The sequence below is a fragment of the Enterobacter wuhouensis genome, from assembly GCF_035835995.1.
GTDB classification, from domain to species: Bacteria; Pseudomonadota; Gammaproteobacteria; order Enterobacterales; family Enterobacteriaceae; genus Enterobacter; species Enterobacter wuhouensis.
Genome location: NZ_CP142124.1, coordinates 2,177,675 through 2,194,430, shown reverse-complemented (window position 1 = coordinate 2,194,430; position 16,756 = coordinate 2,177,675). Strand labels below are relative to the sequence as shown.

The window sequence follows — 16,756 nt, the reverse complement described above, 5'->3', positions numbered from 1 at the left end:
CGTTGCTTCTGACGCACAGACGTTAATCAGTCTCTGCGTCCAGAAGCGACGTACCGTATGAGTTATCAATGGTGCACAGCCAGCGGCCGCTCGGCTCTAGCCTGAATACATAGGTTGCCCGACGCGTTGTCTCAACGGTTCCACCCTGCCCGTCCGGAAACCGGAGCCGGGTTTCCATGATCACCAGCGCATTATCGCCGCCTTCAATGACCTGCATCTCCCCCTGCTCTACGAGCAGCTGATCCTGGAAGTAATCAGAGATGGCGATAAAGGCCTTGCGGATATTCTCTTTGCCTTTAACCACCATGCCGGGCTTAACCACCAGGGCGGCATCTTCCGCGTAATAATCCATCAGAGCATCAAAGTCTTTGGCGGAGATCGCTCTGTCACAGGATTCAATTATCTGGCGTAGCGGGTGAGCGTGCATAAACGTGTCCTTTGGCTTTAACATCATAACGTGACGAAGGGATAGAGCTGATAAATCCCCACCATTACTGCAATACTTACGATAACGCTGACGATAAAATATGTTGTAAACGGCTGTTTTTGCGTTTTATGGCGAAAGAGCCGTTGGCCCACCATCGCGCCAGGCCACCCGCCCACAACGCCAAACACCAGCAAGGTGGTTTCTGGCACTCGCCGCCAGGCCTTGCGCGCCGCCAGTTTATCCGCGCCGTAAATCACCAGCGTCAGTATGTTCGCAAACAGAAACCACATGACGAAGGGCTGCGGCGTAAACACGCTTCCGAGCGCAGCCGCGATCAAAAGCAAATAGCAAAAGCGATTAAGATTCATACCATTATTGGGTGGGGGGACAAAAGGCCCGCCACGTGTTAAGAAACTGATTATCCAGATTGCTATTCTGCTTTTGATCGGACCCGATAACAATAGCCATCCCGGGCAAGCAGGGCGACAGCCACGGCAAAGCATGTGCATTTTTCAACCATAACAAATATAGTATTCAAACCGCCCTTCTCTTTTTGGAGCTCTTATGCCGGATTACCGTTTTTTTCAAAAAGGTCAGCAGTATATTGCGCTGGAGAGCACCGACGTCAACAGCGCTTCTCAGCTGATTGCTCAGGGTTTTGAAAAACAATTCGAGGAGGTCTGCGCCCCTGATGAACGCGCGGCACTCGCCCGTTTTGCCGATATTCGTCGAAATAACCAGATCGATCGCAACAACTTCCTCGCGGGAGCCGGTCAAATGCCGTTTATAGGCCTGATGGCCGCAGCGGCAACAGCGCTGTTTCGAAAAAAATAGCCTGCTGATTCACTTTCCCGATACCTTGAGAAGATCGGAGAAGCGCGTCGTGTAGCGGGGCGAAAGCATCTCGCGCTTCATCTGCCACTGCTGCTGGATGCCCTGCCCGGCAAAAAACAGCGTCCCTTTGCCTTTTTTCGCATTCAGGCGATCCAGCACCTCCATGAGCGTGTCGCTATCGGCTCGCGGCGCGTTTTCATCGAAAAGGTTTAGCTGGGCAATCCCCTGGCTGAAGAAATCCCCGAGCATAATTCCCGCTTTTTGATACCGATGCCCGTCCTTCCAGATGATATCCAGACACCGTGTCGCCGCAGTGATAATATCCCGCGTGTCCTGCGTGGGTATCAGCAGGCTGACGGAGGCGCTGTTGCCGTAATAAGGCTCATTTGGTGCGAACGGTGAGGTTTTCACAAAGGCGGAAATATGACGACAGTACTGGTGTTCGCCCCGGAGTTTTTCTGCCCCGCGCGTCGCGTAAGCGCAAATCGCCTGGCGCATCGGTTCGTATTCTGTAACCCGATCGCCAAATGACCGGCTACAGACGATCTCCTGCTTCGCGGGCGCAAACTCCTCCAGTTCCAGACACGGCTCGCCGCGCAGCTCCCGAACCGTTCTTTCCAGCACCACGCTGAAATGCTTGCGGATCATAGAGGTAGGCGTATCCGCCAGGTCGAGCGCCGTCTTAATGCCCATTGCGTCCAGCTTTTTACTGATGCGTCGGCCAATGCCCCACACCTCATCAACCGGCAGCGCGGCCATCAGCTTTCTCTGGCGCGCCAGGCTGGATAAATCCACTACGCCCCCCGTCTGATGCTGCCACTTTTTTGCCGCATGGTTGGCAAGCTTTGCCAGCGTTTTTGTCTGAGCGATCCCCACCCCCACCGTCAGACGCGTCCGTTTTAAAATCGTCGCCCGGATCTCTTTGCCAAATTCGGTGAGGTCCCTGCAGTTGCGAACGCCTGTCAGGTCGCAAAACGCTTCGTCGATACTGTAAATTTCCACCCGGGGAGACATCTCTTCGAGCAGCGTCATCACGCGGTTCGACATATCGGCATACAGCTCATAGTTGCTGCTAAAGCAGACTACCCCGTAGCGCCGGAACAGCTCTTTTTGCTTGAAAAATGGCGCCCCCATGACAATGCCCACGGCTTTCGCTTCCGCCGATCGCGCAATCACGCATCCGTCGTTGTTTGACAGTACGACGACCGGCCGCCCCTTCAAATCCGGCCTGAACGCCGTCTCGCATGAGGCATAGAATGAGTTCACATCACACAGAGCAAACACGATTAGCCCGTCGACTTCACAATGTAAGTAACCACGCCAAAGATATCGAGCGTATCTTCGCAGCCCACCACAATCGGCGAATAGGCGCTGTTCATCGGGTTGAGCTGGATGGTCGGGCGGAGCTGCAGGCGCTTAACGGTAAATTCGCCGTCCACGGCAGCAATGACGATGTCGCCATGCTCGGCCGTGCGGGAACTGTCCACCACCAGCAGATCGCCGTTATGAATGCCCCCTTCGATCATCGAGTCGCCGGCGGCCTTCACAAAGTAAGTGGAGCTGGGATGAGCAACCAATAGCTCATTTAAATCAATGCGCTGTTCAACGTAGTCAGCGGCCGGACTCGGAAACCCACACTGCACGACATCGCTGAAAAGCGGAATGGCAATAATTTCTCGTAGCTCTGCAGGTCTGGAAAAGATCATGATACGCCCTCGATACTGTTTTTATATACAGTAGTTTTAACCGAGGAACCGATCAAGGCACCGCAGGGATACAAGCTGGTTATCGAGTAACCGCCTCGCCTGTAAGCCTATCTTGCAATGAGGATTATTCGCTTTGTAAATTTTTAAGGTGGACAGCGCGATTGCGCATTTTAAATACACAGGCGCACTCCTCCACCCTCACACCTTCTGTTATCCGACAAAAGCGAGCGCCTTCGAAAGGAAGAACGGGCGCAAATAAGCCACCGTGCTGGAGAGCGGGATGACATCGTCGCTCAGGTTAATCTTAAGCACCTCTTTGATATAACGCCTGCGGGTTTCAATACGCGCCCAGAGTGCAGGATAGAGGCGTGCGATCTCTGCCTGAAGCGCCCGGTCAGCCAGCGCAATGCTCTCTTCCGCGCTGGTGCCGGTATATCCCTTCACGGACGGGATAATATCTATCTGCAGGATCATGCCGCTTTTCAGCGTCTGCGGAGAGTGTTCAAAAATGGGCGAGGACATCCACTCTTCATCCGCGCTGAGATGGCCTGGATTCAGATGCCAGCCAAACGTTGCCCGAGGCAGAACGGTCTCCATCAGGGAATACATCTCCCCGCCGGTCATCCCAATGCGAATATCCTCAAGCCAGGTGGCGACCGCGGCAAAATAGGGTTTCGCCACCCGATCGAGATAATCCTTCTGCGCGTCCGGCAGCTCGCTTTCGTCGGCGATGACAAACCCGGTACGGCTCGACAATCCGCCCTTAAAGCCGGTGGTCATGGAAAGCGGCTGGCCTCGCTGCACCGGCTTGTAGGTCGGATACAGGTTGGCTTTTTCAAAGCGCTGTCCGGCAGCAGCGATGGTCACCACCGTATTGTACTGGCCTTCAGCCGTAAGATAGCCACCCAGCTCCACCTCACGGATCCCCGGCACAACAGCATTCATCGCGTTGAGTATGCAGTTTGACGCAAGATTTGCGCCGTACTCATAGTGGGCGATTTCATTGGCGTTATTCATCGTGCGTGCGCCGTTATTCCCCCCGATAAACAGGTGGGCCGCGTTTTCTAACATCGTATCGGCTGAAGCAGCACTGCGGACGGCATCAACAATAAAAGCCGGAAGATCGAAGAGCTGTTTGTTATCGCCCCGGGCAGAGGTGAACATTTTCCAGCCCACCAGTCCGATACGGGCCATGGCCGGTAACCCCATCTCGCTGAACAACGCCTCCAGCGGCTTTTCGTTATCCATCGGCTGATTGGGCAATGAGAAGTAAGGGCTGTGCCTGAGCGTCACGGGAATGCGTGAGTGCGCGGCCATTTTGAGGTTTTCATTACCGAGGATCGCGGTCGCCTCACCGTTCTTCTCCAGCATCAGTAGCCCCTCTTCAAAGCGGGGAATAAAGCCGGTCAGGTATTCAAAGTTACTTCCGTGCTCTTTGTCGGCGTAAATGATAAGCGCGTCGAACCCTTCTGCCGCCATGCGCTGCAGGATCTTCGCTTTCCTCTCCTGCAGCGTGGCGTCCGCGAGCGGAACGGGCGCCACGTCCGGAAATGCCTGCGGTGGTACCGTTTCCTGCAATTTAACTGCCTTAAAGTCCATATTATTCCCTCAGCTTCTGAGCAAGCCCTTTTACGCCATAGTGATACCCTGTTTTATCATGCCCGTGACGGGGAATACATTCTTCCTTTCCCCTTAAGTGTTTAATAAGTCATTACCAATCACTTACTTTAGACTTAATAAAAAACAAACTTGAAAAAAAATACTCACTACTCACTCACTGCATATTGACTTTAAAAGCAAAGAAAAGCATATTTCACGGCACGAATTAACAAGACTTTATTGAGAGGATGTTTGCTATGCCAGCCCGTGATTATCCTGACAAACGTGTTGCACGCGGTTTAGCAAAAGAGGCCGATCTCAAAATGCTGAGCGCGCGCATTGACCCCGCGCTGATGGAGTACATCAGGATCACAGCCTATGAGACCCGCAAAAGTAAGCAAGAGATTGTGGCGGAAGCGTTAGCGCTTCACAGGATGACAAGCCTGGCGGGAGTCAATGAAGAACAAAGCCCGGAAGAACCCTTCGGGCTTTGCGTAAGCAAGCGTTAATCCACCAGCGCGTTCAACGCTGCGATCGCTTCTGGCGGCAGGACAAGATCTGCGGCAGCAAGGTTCTGCTGCAGATGCGCGACCGAGGACGTTCCCGGGATCAGCAGGATATTCGGGGAACGCTGCAGCAGCCATACCAGCGCCACCTGCATTGCCGTCGCCCCAAGCGAATCCGCAACGGCCTGCAGCCCGGAAGACTGCAGCGGCGTAAAGCCTCCCAGCGGGAAGAACGGCACATAGGCAATCCCCTGCCGTGCCAGAGCATCCACCAGCGCATCGTCGCCCCGGTTCACGATGTTGTACATGTTCTGTACGCACACAACGGAAACCATCTTCTGCGCTTCTGCAACCTGAGCTGCGGTAACGTTGCTCAACCCGATATGACGCACCAGCCCCTGCTGCTGCAGCTCTGCCAGCGTGGTCAGGGGCTCGGCAATCGATCCTTCCGCGGGCCCGTGCGCGCTAAACATGATCCGCAGGTTAACCACGTCCAGCACGTCCAGATTAAGGTTTCTGAGGTTGTCATGTACCGCCTGCGTCAGCGCCTGTGCGGAAAACGCCGGTAGCCAGGAAGCATCGTCCCCGCGTCGGGCACCGATTTTGGTGACCAGCGTCAGATCGTCCCGGTAGGGATGCAACGCTTCGCGGATAAGCTGATTGGTCACGTGTGGGCCATAAAAGTCACTGGTATCGATGTGATTCACGCCTGCCGCCACCGCCGCGCGCAGCACCTCCAGCGCGGCGGCTTTGTCTTTCGGCGGGCCAAATACGCCTGGCCCCGCAAGCTGCATCGCGCCATAACCCAGCCGCTTAACCGTGCGCGTGCCGAGCGCGTACGTCCCGCTTTTCTCAATGCTGATCATGCTGACGTCCTCATAAAAATCATCCGGAATTACAACAGGTTCCGCAGTGGAACCATTAGTTAAGCAATAGTTAAATTAAAGTTTAATTTCGCTACGACGATAGTAATTAAGTCACCCCCGCATCTCTAACGGACAACCGCCATGCTGAAAAATCTGCACGTGATTACCGGTATCATCTTTGCTCTTACCATATTCTGTCTGCTGCAAGTTGTCACGGGAGGGTTGTTCTACTCTGCCGTCAACAACGATCGTCATAACTTTCAGAACTCCGGGGTACTCAATGCCCAGCAGGAGAGCCTGAGCGACAGCGTGAACACGCTGGTGAAAACGCGCGTTACCGTCACCCGCGTGGCGATCCGCTACCTGAAAAACCAGCGTGATCCGGCCTCCCTGGCGGCAATCAACACGCTGCTCGGCACGGCAGGCGAGTCGCTGGCGAAAGCTGAAACCTACAACAAGGCTTGGCAGACCATGCCGCAGGTTAACGGCCAGAGCGCGGCGTTAACCGAGGAGATGCAGAAATCCTGGCACCAGATGCATGAAGTCATGCGTCTGTCGATTGAGTATCTGCGCGCCGACAACTATCAGGCGTATGGCGATCTGGATGCTCAACAGGCGCAGGATAATATGGAGACGGTCTACAACCGCTGGCGCGCGGAAAACAACACCCTACTGAAGGCTGCGGCTGAGGAGAATCAGAGCAGCTTTACCCAAATGCAGTGGACTCTGGGCGCTATCCTGCTGGCGGTTATCGCGGTACTGGTCGTGATCTGGCAGGGGTTGCAGCACCTGCTGTTAAAACCGCTGAAAGGCATCATGAACCAGATCCGCACCATCGCAGGCGGCGATCTGACGCAACGCATCGACACCTCAGGCCGCAACGAAATGGGTCAGCTGGCGTCCGGCCTGCATGAGATGCAGCAGTCGCTGGTCAGCACGGTCAGCGCCGTGCGCGGCAGTACCGACGCTATCTACACCGGCGCGGGTGAAATTGCCGCCGGAAGTAACGATCTTTCCGCCCGCACCGAACAGCAGGCCGCCTCGCTGGAAGAAACCGCCGCCAGCATGGAAGAGCTGACCGCGACGGTTAAACAGAACTCCGATAACGCCCGCCAGGCCACGCTGCTGGCGAAAAACGCCTCTGAAACCGCCGCGCGCGGCGGTCAGGTAGTCGATAACGTTGTTCGCACCATGACTGAAATTGCCGACAGTTCGCAGCAAATCGCGCACATTACCGGCGTCATTGACAGTATCGCCTTCCAGACCAATATTCTGGCGCTCAACGCGGCGGTAGAAGCCGCTCGCGCCGGAGAGCAAGGCCGCGGCTTTGCGGTGGTGGCAGGGGAAGTACGCACGCTGGCGAGCCGCAGCGCGCAGGCGGCAAAAGAGATCAAAGGCCTGATTGAGAACTCCGTCAGCCGGGTCAATACCGGTTCCGATCAGGTGAGCGAGGCGGGCGCAACCATGAAAGAGATCGTTGCGGCGGTCACCCGCGTGACCGACATCATGGGCGAGATTTCGTCAGCGTCCGACGAGCAAAGCCGCGGGATTGAGCAGGTTAGCCTGGCCGTGTCGCAGATGGACAGCGTGACGCAGCAAAACGCCGCCCTGGTTCAGGAGTCCGCAACGGCGGCGGCCGCGCTGGAAGATCAATCGGAGCAGCTGCGCCAGGCCGTGGCCGCGTTTCGCCTGAGCGGGAAAGAGAGCGCTGTCGCCCCTCGTCCAGCCCATGTGAAAACACCTCAGCTGCTGCGTCCGGCAGCGGCGGGCGTGACGGCTACCGACGGAAACTGGGAAACCTTCTAATTGAGATGCGGGCGATGGCCTCGCCCGCAGCCATCATCCCCTAGCGGCTGCGCTTGGCGTGACGTTCCCAGTTCTCTTGTTTAGCGTCGTCAGATTTTCGTAACGAGACATAGCAGGCTCCGCTGCCGCCGTGGTGCGGGAGCGCCGCGCAAAACGCCTGAACTTCGTCGAACTCGGCCAGCCAGCGCGCCAGATAGCTGCGCACCACGTTGGGGTGCGAATTCTGCTCGCGCCCTTTTCCGTGCACGATAATCAGATTACGCAGCCCGTCGCGTCCGGCCTGGCGGATAAAGGTGAACAGCATCTGGCGGCATTGTTCTGCGGGCTGGCGTAACAGGTTTAAACTGGCCTGGCGGGAATATTTGCCCGCGCGCAGCTTATCGATAACCCCCTGCTGTACGCCTTCACGCTGAAAGGCCAGCGGCTCATCAAGCGGCAGAAGCTCCAGGAACCCCAGCGTCAAAAAGTTATCAAGCTGCTCGGTATCTATCTCCTGGCGCGCCCGCGTATTGCGGCTCTGCTGCCAGTGAATGTCACTACAGCGTTTCAGGGGCTGGACATCTTCCATGGCGTCAAGAAAAAGTGATTTGTCGTCAGGCTTCATGGAAATTCTCCGGCTACATCTGAGCCTGTACTATACCTGCGTCAGGCGCGGGCCTCAATCTCAGGCAATAGTACAAATAATAATCCGAAATATATAAAATATAAATGAATGGCTGGTTAAACAAACCTTAACTGAAATTTTAGCGGCGGTAAAATACGCGATTTAAGTTAAAAAATCGTGAAATCAATCACTCCTGCACCTTTTCTTTTAGAAGAAAGGTGTTATAACTAAATTAACCTGCCAAATGGATAAAACACGTAGGGTCCGTGAAAGGATGCACTGCTGTGTGTACTATAGGGTCTGTCTGATGTCGGGCAGACTCTGTTTTTTTATTCTGATTATTTATTCCGAAACTATTTTCCGCGCTTCTCTTCTGAACTGCGTTATTAACGACTCCGCCAGCGGCGTCTGTCGGGAATCACGACGCTGAATTAAATAATAAGCGGCCCTGGGAAGCGACTCGATAACCGGCAGCATGACCAGGCGGTGCGCCAGAAGCGGATCGCAGCCCAGCTCCTGCGGCAATATGCTGATGAAATCACTTTGGGCCACCAGGCTAATACAGGAGGAAAAGGTTTCACATACAACGCCAATGTGGGGTATTTGTGAACGATGGCTAAATGTATCCTGCAGCTGCTTATAATAACTTCCACGAGGCGTAGGCATCGTCCAGTTATAATGCAGTAATTCACTAATGGAATTGGCGCCTGTTGCGGGATGCCCTTCCCGACAAAATACGGCAAACGATTTTTCAAACAGTTTTTCAAACGTAAATTCGTGATCGTAAGGCCCCTTATAATAGGTATTAATGGTGAAATCCAGCTCGCCCTGGCGCAATTCATTAATCATCGACACCAGCTGTCCCTCCATAATCCGCACTTTGACCTGCGGATGTTGCGCGTGAAAGCGTGTGATCACGGCGGGCATAAGGCTCCGCGAGATGCTGGCCCCCATTCCTATATTGATCTGCCCGGCAAGTTCACCCTGCCGCTGGCGGATATCATCCTGCGCGGCACGCAGCTCTTCCAGAATCAAGTTCGCGCGATGATAAAACCCTTCCCCACATTCGGTTAACGCCACGCCCTTGCTGCGGCGAATAAAAAGCTGCGCCGCCATGCCCTCTTCCAGCTCTTTGATCGACTTCGTCAGGGCCGGCTGCGAGAGGTTAAGCGTTCGGCTGGCCCCGCGAATGCTGCCCTGACGCGCCACTTCGACAAACGCCCGGATGTGATGAAATTTAATCTGAAATGTCATATCCCGACCGATAACCGTTGTTTATCAGAGTAAAGAAACTGTCATCTACTTTAATGGAAATAGATGTGCGAGGGTAATTCCTGAACGGTTAAAACTGTGAAAAATCGGTTAGTGATAAGTAAAAACTATCACAGCGTGAAGCAGTTCACATATTTTAATAATGACAGGAACAGATATGGAATCACTGGCGCAGTACATCCAGACATTAACCCCGCAGCTGAGCGCTTGGCGTCGCGATTTCCACCATTTCGCTGAATCCGGCTGGGTGGAATTTCGTACCGCCGCAAAGGTGGCGGAGATCCTCGATCGCCTCGGCTATGAGCTGGCGATGGGACGCGACGTGGTCGATGCCGAAAGCCGTATGGGATTACCGGATGACGCCACCCTGGCGCACGAGTTTGCCCGCGCCCGCGCGCAGGGGGCGCCCGAAAAATGGCTCGCCCCGTTCGAAGGCGGGTTTACGGGCATTGTCGCCACGCTCAGTACGGGCCGTCCGGGGCCGACGCTGGCCTTCCGCGTGGACATGGACGCGCTCGATCTGAGTGAAGCGCTCGACGACAGCCACCGCCCGTTCCGTGAGGGTTTTGCCTCCTGCAATCCGGGGATGATGCACGCCTGCGCTCACGACGGACATACCACCATCGGGCTGGGGCTGGCGCATGTGCTGAAACAGAACGAGGCGCAGCTGAACGGCACCATCAGGCTCATCTTCCAGCCTGCTGAAGAGGGTACGCGCGGCGCGCGGGCGATGGTCGCCGCAGGCGCGCTGGACGGCGTGGACTACTTTACGGCCATCCACATCGGTACCGGCGTTCCAAAAGGTACGGTGATCTGCGGCAGCGATAACTTTATGGCGACCACCAAGTTTGACGTGCACTTTACGGGCGTTGCCGCACACGCGGGCGGCAAGCCGGAGGATGGTCGTAACGCCCTGCTCGCTGCCGCACAGGCGGCCCTCGCCCTGCACAGTATTGCGCCACACAGCGCAGGGGCGTCCCGCGTCAACGTCGGCGTCATGCAGGCGGGCAGCGGGCGCAACGTTGTTCCGGCAAATGCCTTGCTTAAGGTTGAAACCCGTGGCGAAAGTGAAGCGATTAATCAGTACGTCTTCGAGCGCGCGCGGGACGTGATTACCGGTGCTGCAGCGCTCTACGGCGTGACGGCAGAGATACACCTGATGGGGGCGGCGACATCAAGTTCACCAACGCCGGCCTGGGTTGATTATCTGCGCGAGCAGGCGAGTCAGGTGTCCGGCGTGATGCACGCCATCGATAAAGTCAAAGCCCCGGCAGGCTCCGAAGACGCCACGCTGATGATGGCTCGCGTGCAGCAGAACGGCGGCATGGCCTCGTATATGGTCTTTGGCACCGATTTGAGCGCCGGACACCACAATGAAAAATTCGACTTTGATGAGCAGATTATGAACGTTGCCATCGAAACGCTGGCGCGTACCGCGCTGAATTTCCCCTGGACGCGAGGTGTGTAATGCAGGAGAGCTATGCTTTTGTATCTGATGCGATCGAGACGCGATGTCGGACGTTCACCGATATTGCCGACGAAATCTGGGATCATCCCGAAACGCGGTTTGAAGAGTTCTGGTCCGCCGAACGGCTCGCCAGCGCGCTGGAAGCGGAAGGCTTTACGCTGACCCGCGAAGCCGGAGGCATTCCAAACGCCTTTATCGCCAGCTTTGGCAGCGGGGAACCGGTTATCGCCCTGCTCGGAGAATACGACGCGCTGGCCGGGCTAAGCCAGCAGGCGCACTGCGCGAGCGCGCAATCCGCCACGCCGGGCGCCAACGGCCACGGCTGCGGGCATAACCTGCTGGGCACTGCGGCGCTTGCGGGCGCGGTAGCGGTGAAAAGCTGGCTGGCGCAGCACGGCGGCAGCGGAACGGTGCGTTTTTACGGCTGTCCCGGCGAGGAAGGTGGCTCCGGGAAAACCTTTATGGTGCGCGAAGGTCTGTTCGACGACGTCGATGCCGCCGTCACCTGGCATCCGGAAGCCTTTGCTGGGATGTTTAACGTCAGCACGCTGGCCAACATTCAGGCCGCCTGGCGTTTTAAGGGCATCGCTGCCCACGCGGCCAACTCGCCCCATCTGGGACGCAGCGCGCTGGATGCCGTCACGCTAATGACCACCGGCACCAACTTCCTCAACGAACACATTATTGAGAAAGCCCGCGTCCATTACGCCATCACCGATACCGGCGGCATTTCGCCCAACGTGGTACAGGCGCAGGCCGAGGTGCTGTACCTCATTCGCGCGCCGGAAATGGCCGACGCGCAGGAAATCTACGCCCGCATCGAGAAAATCGCTCAGGGCGCGGCGATGATGACCGAAACCACCGTCGAGTGCCGCTTTGATAAAGCCTGTTCCAGCTACCTGCCGAACCGCACGCTCGAAGCGGCAATGTATCGCGCGCTGCAGCACTACGGCACCCCGGCCTGGACGGAAGAAGAGCGTGAATTTGCTCGCGAGATCCGCGCCACGCTCACGCCGAATGACCTGCAAAACAGCCTGAAAAACATTGCCGCAACGGGGGGAGACGCGGGTAAAGCCTTTGCCCGGCGTCATCAGGAGACGCTGCTGGTGGACGAAGTCGCCCCTTACGCCATCACCGATAACGTGCTGGCAGGCTCCACCGACGTGGGCGACGTTAGCTGGAAGATGCCCGTCGCCCAGTGCTTCAGCCCCTGCTTTACCGTCGGCACGCCGCTGCATACCTGGCAACTCGTTGCGCAGGGACGTACCTCTATTGCCCACAAAGGCATGCTGCTGGCCGGAAAGGTGATGGGCGCAACCGCGCTCAATCTGCTGCAGGACGCCGCGCTGCTGAAAAAATGCCGTGAAGAGTTCGAACAACAATTACAAGAAAAACCGTACGCGTGTCCGATCCCACGAGGCGTGACACCGTCACCTTTAAAATAAAAAAATACAACACAACAACACAACAACACAACAACACAACAGTCCCGAGGAACGCCCATGAGTATGTCATCCATACCTTCGCATTCCCCATCCGGTAAGCTCTATGGCTGGGTTGAAAGGATCGGCAACAAAGTGCCGCACCCTTTCCTGCTTTTCATCTATTTGATTGTGATTTTGATGGTCGCGACAGCCGTGCTGTCTGCATTTGACGTGAGTGTGCGCAGCCCCGCCGACGGCAGCATGGTGGCGGTGAAAAACCTGCTCAGCGTTGAGGGGCTGCACTGGTTTTTACCGAACGTCATTAAGAACTTCAGCGGCTTCGCGCCGTTAGGTGCCATTCTGGCACTGGTGCTGGGCGCGGGGCTGGCCGAACGCGTTGGCCTGCTGCCCGCGCTGATGGTAAAGATGGCTTCACACGTTAGCGCGCGTTACGCCAGCTATATGGTGCTGTTTATCGCCTTCTTCAGCCATATCTCTTCCGATGCTGCGCTGGTGATCATGCCGCCGATGGGGGCGCTGATTTTCCTCGCCGTCGGACGCCATCCCGTCGCGGGCCTGCTGTCGGCTATCGCGGGCGTGGGCTGCGGCTTTACCGCCAACCTGCTGATTGTCACCACCGACGTGCTGCTCTCCGGCATCAGCACCGAGGCGGCAAAAACCATCGACGCAGCCATGCACGTCAGCGTGATCGACAACTGGTACTTTATGGCCAGCTCGGTGATTGTCCTGACGATTGTCGGCGGGCTGATTACCGATAAGATCGTCGAGCCGCGTCTGGGCAAATGGGAAGGCCGCAGCGATGAAAAGCTCGATACGCTGAGCAAAGAGCAGCAGTTCGGCCTGCGCGTCGCCGGGATTGTCTCGCTGGCGTTTATCGCCGCGGTGGCGCTGATGGTAGTGCCGGAAAACGGCATATTGCGCGATCCGGTTAAACATACCGTCCTGCCCTCGCCGTTTATTCAGGGTATTGTGCCGCTGATTATTCTCTTCTTCTTTGTCGTCTCTCTTGCCTACGGCATCGCCACCGGCAAAATCCGCCGCCAGGGCGATCTGCCGCAGCTGATGATTGAGCCGATGAAGGAGATGGCGGGCTTTATCGTGATGGTGTTCCCGCTGGCGCAGTTCGTGGCGATGTTTAACTGGAGCAACATGGGCAAGTTTATGGCCGTGGGCCTGACCGACGCGCTGGAGGCGGCCGGGTTAAGCGGCGTACCGGCGTTTGTCGGGCTGGCGCTGCTGTCGTCGCTGCTCTGCATGTTTATTGCCAGCGGTTCCGCCATCTGGTCAATCCTGGCCCCCATCTTCGTACCGATGTTTATGATGCTCGGGTTCCATCCGGCGTTTGCCCAAATCCTGTTCCGCGTGGCCGACTCGTCGGTGATCCCGCTGGCGCCCGTTTCCCCGTTCGTTCCGCTGTTTTTAGGCTTCCTGCAGCGCTATAAGCCCGAAGCGAAGCTGGGTACCTACTATTCGCTGGTCTTACCCTATCCGCTTATCTTTTTAGGGGTATGGTTGCTCATGCTGGTGGCATGGTATCTTGTCGGTCTGCCGATTGGGCCGGGGATTTACCCGAGGCTGAATTAAGGACTGAGGATGCTGAGATTACTCGAAGATAAAATTACAACGCCGCTTGGGCCGCTGTGGGTTATCGCGGATGAGCAGTACAACCTGCGCGCCGTTGAATGGGAAGAGCACAGCGACCGCATGGAAGAGCTGCTCAATATTCATTACCGCGCCCAGGGTTTTGAACGCGTGAGCGCCAGTAACCCGGGCGGACTGAGCGATAAACTGGCAGCCTACTTCGAAGGCGATCTCAGCATCATTAATGACCTGCCAACCGCTACGGCCGGCACCCCCTTCCAGCGTGAGGTGTGGCAGGCGTTGCGCACCATTCCCTGTGGTCACGTGATGCATTACGGCCAGCTTGCCGAACTGCTCGGTCGTGCCGGCGCGGCGCGTGCAGTGGGCGCGGCTAACGGCTCAAATCCCGTCAGCATCGTTGTGCCGTGTCATCGCGTTATTGGACGCAACGGCACCATGACCGGGTATGCCGGAGGCGTACAGCGAAAAGAGTGGCTGCTGCGCCACGAAGGCTATCTTTTGCTGTAGATCCCAGGCTTTTAGTGCTTAATTTTCTTCCGGTTAGGCCAAAAATCCTTAATCAAGCTGTGGAATTTCAAGGAGATGGCAACACGTTGCCGTCTCTTGTCCTTATTGGTGGTTTGCCAGGCTTACGTACTTACCAAAAAGATGTTAAAATTGACCAATATCAATTAAGGCTTGAGCAAACCTATGATCCCGGAAAAGCGAATTATACGACGCATTCAGTCTGGCGGTTGTGCTATCCATTGCCAGGATTGCAGCATCAGCCAGCTCTGTATCCCGTTTACTCTGAATGAGCATGAACTCGATCAGCTTGATAATATCATCGAGCGTAAAAAGCCTATTCAGAAAGGGCAGACGCTGTTTAAGGCCGGAGACGAACTGAAATCGCTCTATGCTATCCGTTCTGGCACCATCAAAAGCTATACCATCACCGAACAGGGTGATGAGCAGATCACCGGCTTCCATCTTGCGGGCGATTTGGTTGGCTTTGATGCTATCGGTACGGGTCATCACCCGAGCTTTGCTCAGGCGCTGGAAACCTCAATGGTCTGCGAAATTCCGTTCGAAACGCTGGACGACCTCTCCGGCAAGATGCCTAACCTGCGCCAGCAGATGATGCGTCTGATGAGCGGTGAGATCAAAGGCGATCAGGACATGATCCTGCTGCTTTCCAAGAAGAACGCAGAGGAGCGCCTGGCCGCATTTATCTATAACCTCTCCCGCCGCTTCGCGGAGCGTGGTTTCTCCCCGCGTGAATTCCGCCTGACCATGACCCGTGGCGATATTGGTAACTACCTGGGCCTGACCGTTGAAACCATCAGCCGTCTGCTGGGACGCTTCCAGAAGAGCGGTATGCTGGGGGTGAAAGGTAAATACATCACCATCGAAAACGGCGAAGCGCTGGCGGTTCTCGCCGGTCACGCGCGCAACGTGGCATAAGCCCCTCGCCCGACGCCTGCCAGGTCGATAAATTTTCGTGATTTATTGATCTGGCAAAAACTTCCCCCCTGTTTCATTCAAGATATATAGGTTACTCTTTTACTTACAGACTGTGGTGACAGTAGTAAGGAGACCTGTATGGCAAAGTATCAAAACATGCTGGTGGCTATCGATCCTAATCAGGACGATCAGCCGGCATTACGACGTGCTGTGTATTTACATCAACGGATTGGTGGCAAAATCAAAGCGTTTTTGCCGATCTATGACTTCTCGTATGAGATGACCACCCTTCTGTCGCCTGACGAGCGCACCGCTATGCGTCAGGGAGTGATTAGCCAGCGTACCGCGTGGATCCGCGAACAGGCGAAGTTCTACCTCGAAGCGGGCGTGCCTATCGATATCAAAGTGGTCTGGCACAACCGACCTTTCGAAGCCATTATCCAGGAGGTGATCGCAGGCGGTCACGATCTGTTGCTGAAGATGGCGCACCAGCATGACAAGCTGGAATCCGTGATCTTCACCCCTACCGACTGGCACCTGCTGCGTAAGTGCCCTTGCCCGGTCTGGATGGTGAAAGACCAGCCGTGGCCTGAAGGGGGGAAAGCCGTTGTGGCGGTGAACCTGGCCAGCGAAGAGGATTATCACAATTCACTGAACGAGAAGCTGGTGAAAGAGACGATCCAGCTAGCCGAGCAGGTTAACCACACCGAAGTGCATCTGGTTGGCGCTTACCCGGTGACGCCGATCAATATTGCCATCGAACTGCCTGAATTTGACCCGAGCGTCTATAACGACGCTATACGCGGTCAGCACCTTCTTGCGATGAAATCTCTGCGCCAGAAATTCAGCATTGATGAGAAAATGACGCACGTGGAAAAAGGGCTGCCTGAAGAGGTGATCCCGGACCTGGCCGAGCATCTGCAGGCAGGGATTGTGGTGCTTGGCACCATTGGCCGCACCGGCATTTCCGCCGCGTTCCTCGGCAATACCGCCGAACAGGTGATCGATCATCTGCGCTGCGATTTGCTGGTCATTAAGCCGGATGAATACCAGACGCCGGTTGAGCTGGACGATCCGGAAGACGATTAACCAGCAGGATGAAAAAAAACCGTCGGGGAACCGGCGGTTTTTTTTGCCGGGTGGCGGCTTCGCCTTACCCGGCCTACGGGTTTGGTAGG

17 protein-coding genes are annotated in these 16,756 nt (G+C 56.0%); 9 read left to right on the top strand and 8 right to left on the bottom strand.

The features are described 5' to 3' along the window. Window positions 1-22 precede the first annotated feature (22 nt). Together VPX56_RS10605 and VPX56_RS10600 are read right to left on the bottom strand one after the other, a co-directional pair. Window positions 23-427 carry a YybH family protein gene (locus tag VPX56_RS10605; protein WP_263609447.1) on the bottom strand — a complete coding sequence of 135 codons (405 nt, stop codon included), beginning with the start codon at window positions 425-427 and terminating at the stop codon, window positions 23-25. A gap of 23 nt (window positions 428-450) precedes the next feature. Then, entirely contained in the window at window positions 451-795 is a 345-nt protein-coding gene (locus VPX56_RS10600) for a DUF1294 domain-containing protein (protein ID WP_326471624.1), read from the bottom strand. Window positions 796-991: 196 nt separating this feature from the next. Between VPX56_RS10600 and VPX56_RS10595 the strand changes: the two genes are divergently transcribed. Further along, on the top strand, window positions 992-1,261 hold the full coding sequence (locus VPX56_RS10595) for a hypothetical protein (protein WP_131635772.1): 270 nt from the start codon (window positions 992-994) through the stop codon (window positions 1,259-1,261). A 9-nt stretch (window positions 1,262-1,270) separates the two neighbouring features. On the opposite strand, the gene VPX56_RS10590 is transcribed toward VPX56_RS10595, so the two are convergent. The 3 genes from VPX56_RS10590 to VPX56_RS10580 all read right to left on the bottom strand — a co-directional run bounded on the left by VPX56_RS10590 (window position 1,271) and on the right by VPX56_RS10580 (window position 4,566). Continuing rightward, window positions 1,271-2,545, bottom strand: a complete 1,275-nt coding sequence (locus VPX56_RS10590) for a Y-family DNA polymerase (RefSeq protein WP_326471621.1) — start codon at window positions 2,543-2,545, stop codon at window positions 1,271-1,273. A gap of 2 nt (window positions 2,546-2,547) precedes the next feature. Further along, window positions 2,548-2,967, bottom strand: coding sequence for a translesion error-prone DNA polymerase V autoproteolytic subunit (locus VPX56_RS10585; protein WP_131635770.1), 420 nt, complete (start codon window positions 2,965-2,967; stop codon window positions 2,548-2,550). 210 nt (window positions 2,968-3,177) lie between these two features. After that, on the bottom strand, window positions 3,178-4,566 hold the full coding sequence (locus VPX56_RS10580) for a M24 family metallopeptidase (protein ID WP_326471618.1): 1,389 nt from the start codon (window positions 4,564-4,566) through the stop codon (window positions 3,178-3,180). A 257-nt stretch (window positions 4,567-4,823) separates the two neighbouring features. On the opposite strand from VPX56_RS10580, the gene VPX56_RS10575 reads away from it, so the two are divergent. Next, window positions 4,824-5,075 (top strand): hypothetical protein, encoded by a 252-nt coding sequence (locus tag VPX56_RS10575; RefSeq protein WP_131635768.1) that lies wholly within the window; start codon window positions 4,824-4,826, stop codon window positions 5,073-5,075. Here VPX56_RS10575 and VPX56_RS10570 read toward each other — a convergent pair. Then, the gene (locus tag VPX56_RS10570) at window positions 5,072-5,938 is read right to left on the bottom strand and encodes an aldo/keto reductase family oxidoreductase (protein WP_326471616.1); all 867 of its coding nucleotides are present in this window, start codon (window positions 5,936-5,938) and stop codon (window positions 5,072-5,074) included. The two genes, VPX56_RS10575 and VPX56_RS10570, sit on opposite strands and share 4 nt — an antisense overlap. 141 nt (window positions 5,939-6,079) lie before the next feature. Here VPX56_RS10570 and tcp point away from each other — a divergent pair, with 141 nt between their 5' ends. After that, on the top strand, window positions 6,080-7,744 hold the full coding sequence (tcp, locus tag VPX56_RS10565; RefSeq protein WP_131635766.1) for a methyl-accepting chemotaxis citrate transducer: 1,665 nt from the start codon (window positions 6,080-6,082) through the stop codon (window positions 7,742-7,744). 40 nt (window positions 7,745-7,784) lie between these two features. On the opposite strand, the gene smrA is transcribed toward tcp, so the two are convergent. Further along, on the bottom strand, window positions 7,785-8,348 hold the full coding sequence (gene smrA / locus VPX56_RS10560) for a DNA endonuclease SmrA (protein WP_131635765.1): 564 nt from the start codon (window positions 8,346-8,348) through the stop codon (window positions 7,785-7,787). Between the two features lie 342 nt (window positions 8,349-8,690). Beyond that, window positions 8,691-9,602 carry a LysR family transcriptional regulator gene (locus tag VPX56_RS10555; protein ID WP_131635764.1) on the bottom strand — a complete coding sequence of 304 codons (912 nt, stop codon included), beginning with the start codon at window positions 9,600-9,602 and terminating at the stop codon, window positions 8,691-8,693. Window positions 9,603-9,777: 175 nt separating this feature from the next. On the opposite strand from VPX56_RS10555, the gene VPX56_RS10550 reads away from it, so the two are divergent. The 6 genes from VPX56_RS10550 to uspE all read left to right on the top strand — a co-directional run bounded on the left by VPX56_RS10550 (window position 9,778) and on the right by uspE (window position 16,667). Further along, on the top strand, window positions 9,778-11,088 hold the full coding sequence (locus tag VPX56_RS10550; RefSeq protein ID WP_326471612.1) for a M20 family metallo-hydrolase: 1,311 nt from the start codon (window positions 9,778-9,780) through the stop codon (window positions 11,086-11,088). Next, window positions 11,088-12,533 carry a M20 family metallopeptidase gene (locus VPX56_RS10545; protein WP_326471610.1) on the top strand — a complete coding sequence of 482 codons (1,446 nt, stop codon included), beginning with the start codon at window positions 11,088-11,090 and terminating at the stop codon, window positions 12,531-12,533. Before VPX56_RS10550 ends, VPX56_RS10545 begins: the two co-directional genes overlap by 1 nt. Window positions 12,534-12,590: 57 nt before the next feature. Then, window positions 12,591-14,117 (top strand): p-aminobenzoyl-glutamate transporter, encoded by a 1,527-nt coding sequence (abgT, locus tag VPX56_RS10540; RefSeq protein WP_207389466.1) that lies wholly within the window; start codon window positions 12,591-12,593, stop codon window positions 14,115-14,117. Window positions 14,118-14,126: 9 nt separating this feature from the next. Further along, on the top strand, window positions 14,127-14,642 hold the full coding sequence (gene ogt, locus VPX56_RS10535; protein WP_207389465.1) for a methylated-DNA--[protein]-cysteine S-methyltransferase: 516 nt from the start codon (window positions 14,127-14,129) through the stop codon (window positions 14,640-14,642). A 183-nt stretch (window positions 14,643-14,825) separates the two neighbouring features. Beyond that, the gene (fnr, locus tag VPX56_RS10530; protein ID WP_326471607.1) at window positions 14,826-15,578 is read left to right on the top strand and encodes a fumarate/nitrate reduction transcriptional regulator Fnr; all 753 of its coding nucleotides are present in this window, start codon (window positions 14,826-14,828) and stop codon (window positions 15,576-15,578) included. A gap of 138 nt (window positions 15,579-15,716) precedes the next feature. Then, window positions 15,717-16,667, top strand: coding sequence for a universal stress protein UspE (uspE, locus tag VPX56_RS10525; RefSeq protein ID WP_131635761.1), 951 nt, complete (start codon window positions 15,717-15,719; stop codon window positions 16,665-16,667). Window positions 16,668-16,756 lie beyond the last annotated feature (89 nt).

Excerpts from the sequence above, each read along its gene's own strand:
- VPX56_RS10605 (WP_263609447.1), bottom strand. The coding sequence starts at position 427 with ATGCACGCTCACCCGCTACGCCAGATAATTGAATCCTGTGACAGAGCG.
- VPX56_RS10600 (WP_326471624.1), bottom strand. The coding sequence starts at position 795 with ATGAATCTTAATCGCTTTTGCTATTTGCTTTTGATCGCGGCTGCGCTC.
- VPX56_RS10595 (WP_131635772.1), top strand. The coding sequence starts at position 992 with ATGCCGGATTACCGTTTTTTTCAAAAAGGTCAGCAGTATATTGCGCTG.
- VPX56_RS10585 (WP_131635770.1), bottom strand. The coding sequence starts at position 2,967 with ATGATCTTTTCCAGACCTGCAGAGCTACGAGAAATTATTGCCATTCCG.
- VPX56_RS10580 (WP_326471618.1), bottom strand. The coding sequence starts at position 4,566 with ATGGACTTTAAGGCAGTTAAATTGCAGGAAACGGTACCACCGCAGGCA.
- VPX56_RS10575 (WP_131635768.1), top strand. The coding sequence starts at position 4,824 with ATGCCAGCCCGTGATTATCCTGACAAACGTGTTGCACGCGGTTTAGCA.
- VPX56_RS10570 (WP_326471616.1), bottom strand. The coding sequence starts at position 5,938 with ATGATCAGCATTGAGAAAAGCGGGACGTACGCGCTCGGCACGCGCACG.
- tcp (WP_131635766.1), top strand. The coding sequence starts at position 6,080 with ATGCTGAAAAATCTGCACGTGATTACCGGTATCATCTTTGCTCTTACC.
- smrA (WP_131635765.1), bottom strand. The coding sequence starts at position 8,348 with ATGAAGCCTGACGACAAATCACTTTTTCTTGACGCCATGGAAGATGTC.
- VPX56_RS10555 (WP_131635764.1), bottom strand. The coding sequence starts at position 9,602 with ATGACATTTCAGATTAAATTTCATCACATCCGGGCGTTTGTCGAAGTG.
- VPX56_RS10550 (WP_326471612.1), top strand. The coding sequence starts at position 9,778 with ATGGAATCACTGGCGCAGTACATCCAGACATTAACCCCGCAGCTGAGC.
- VPX56_RS10545 (WP_326471610.1), top strand. The coding sequence starts at position 11,088 with ATGCAGGAGAGCTATGCTTTTGTATCTGATGCGATCGAGACGCGATGT.
- abgT (WP_207389466.1), top strand. The coding sequence starts at position 12,591 with ATGAGTATGTCATCCATACCTTCGCATTCCCCATCCGGTAAGCTCTAT.
- ogt (WP_207389465.1), top strand. The coding sequence starts at position 14,127 with ATGCTGAGATTACTCGAAGATAAAATTACAACGCCGCTTGGGCCGCTG.
- fnr (WP_326471607.1), top strand. The coding sequence starts at position 14,826 with ATGATCCCGGAAAAGCGAATTATACGACGCATTCAGTCTGGCGGTTGT.
- uspE (WP_131635761.1), top strand. The coding sequence starts at position 15,717 with ATGGCAAAGTATCAAAACATGCTGGTGGCTATCGATCCTAATCAGGAC.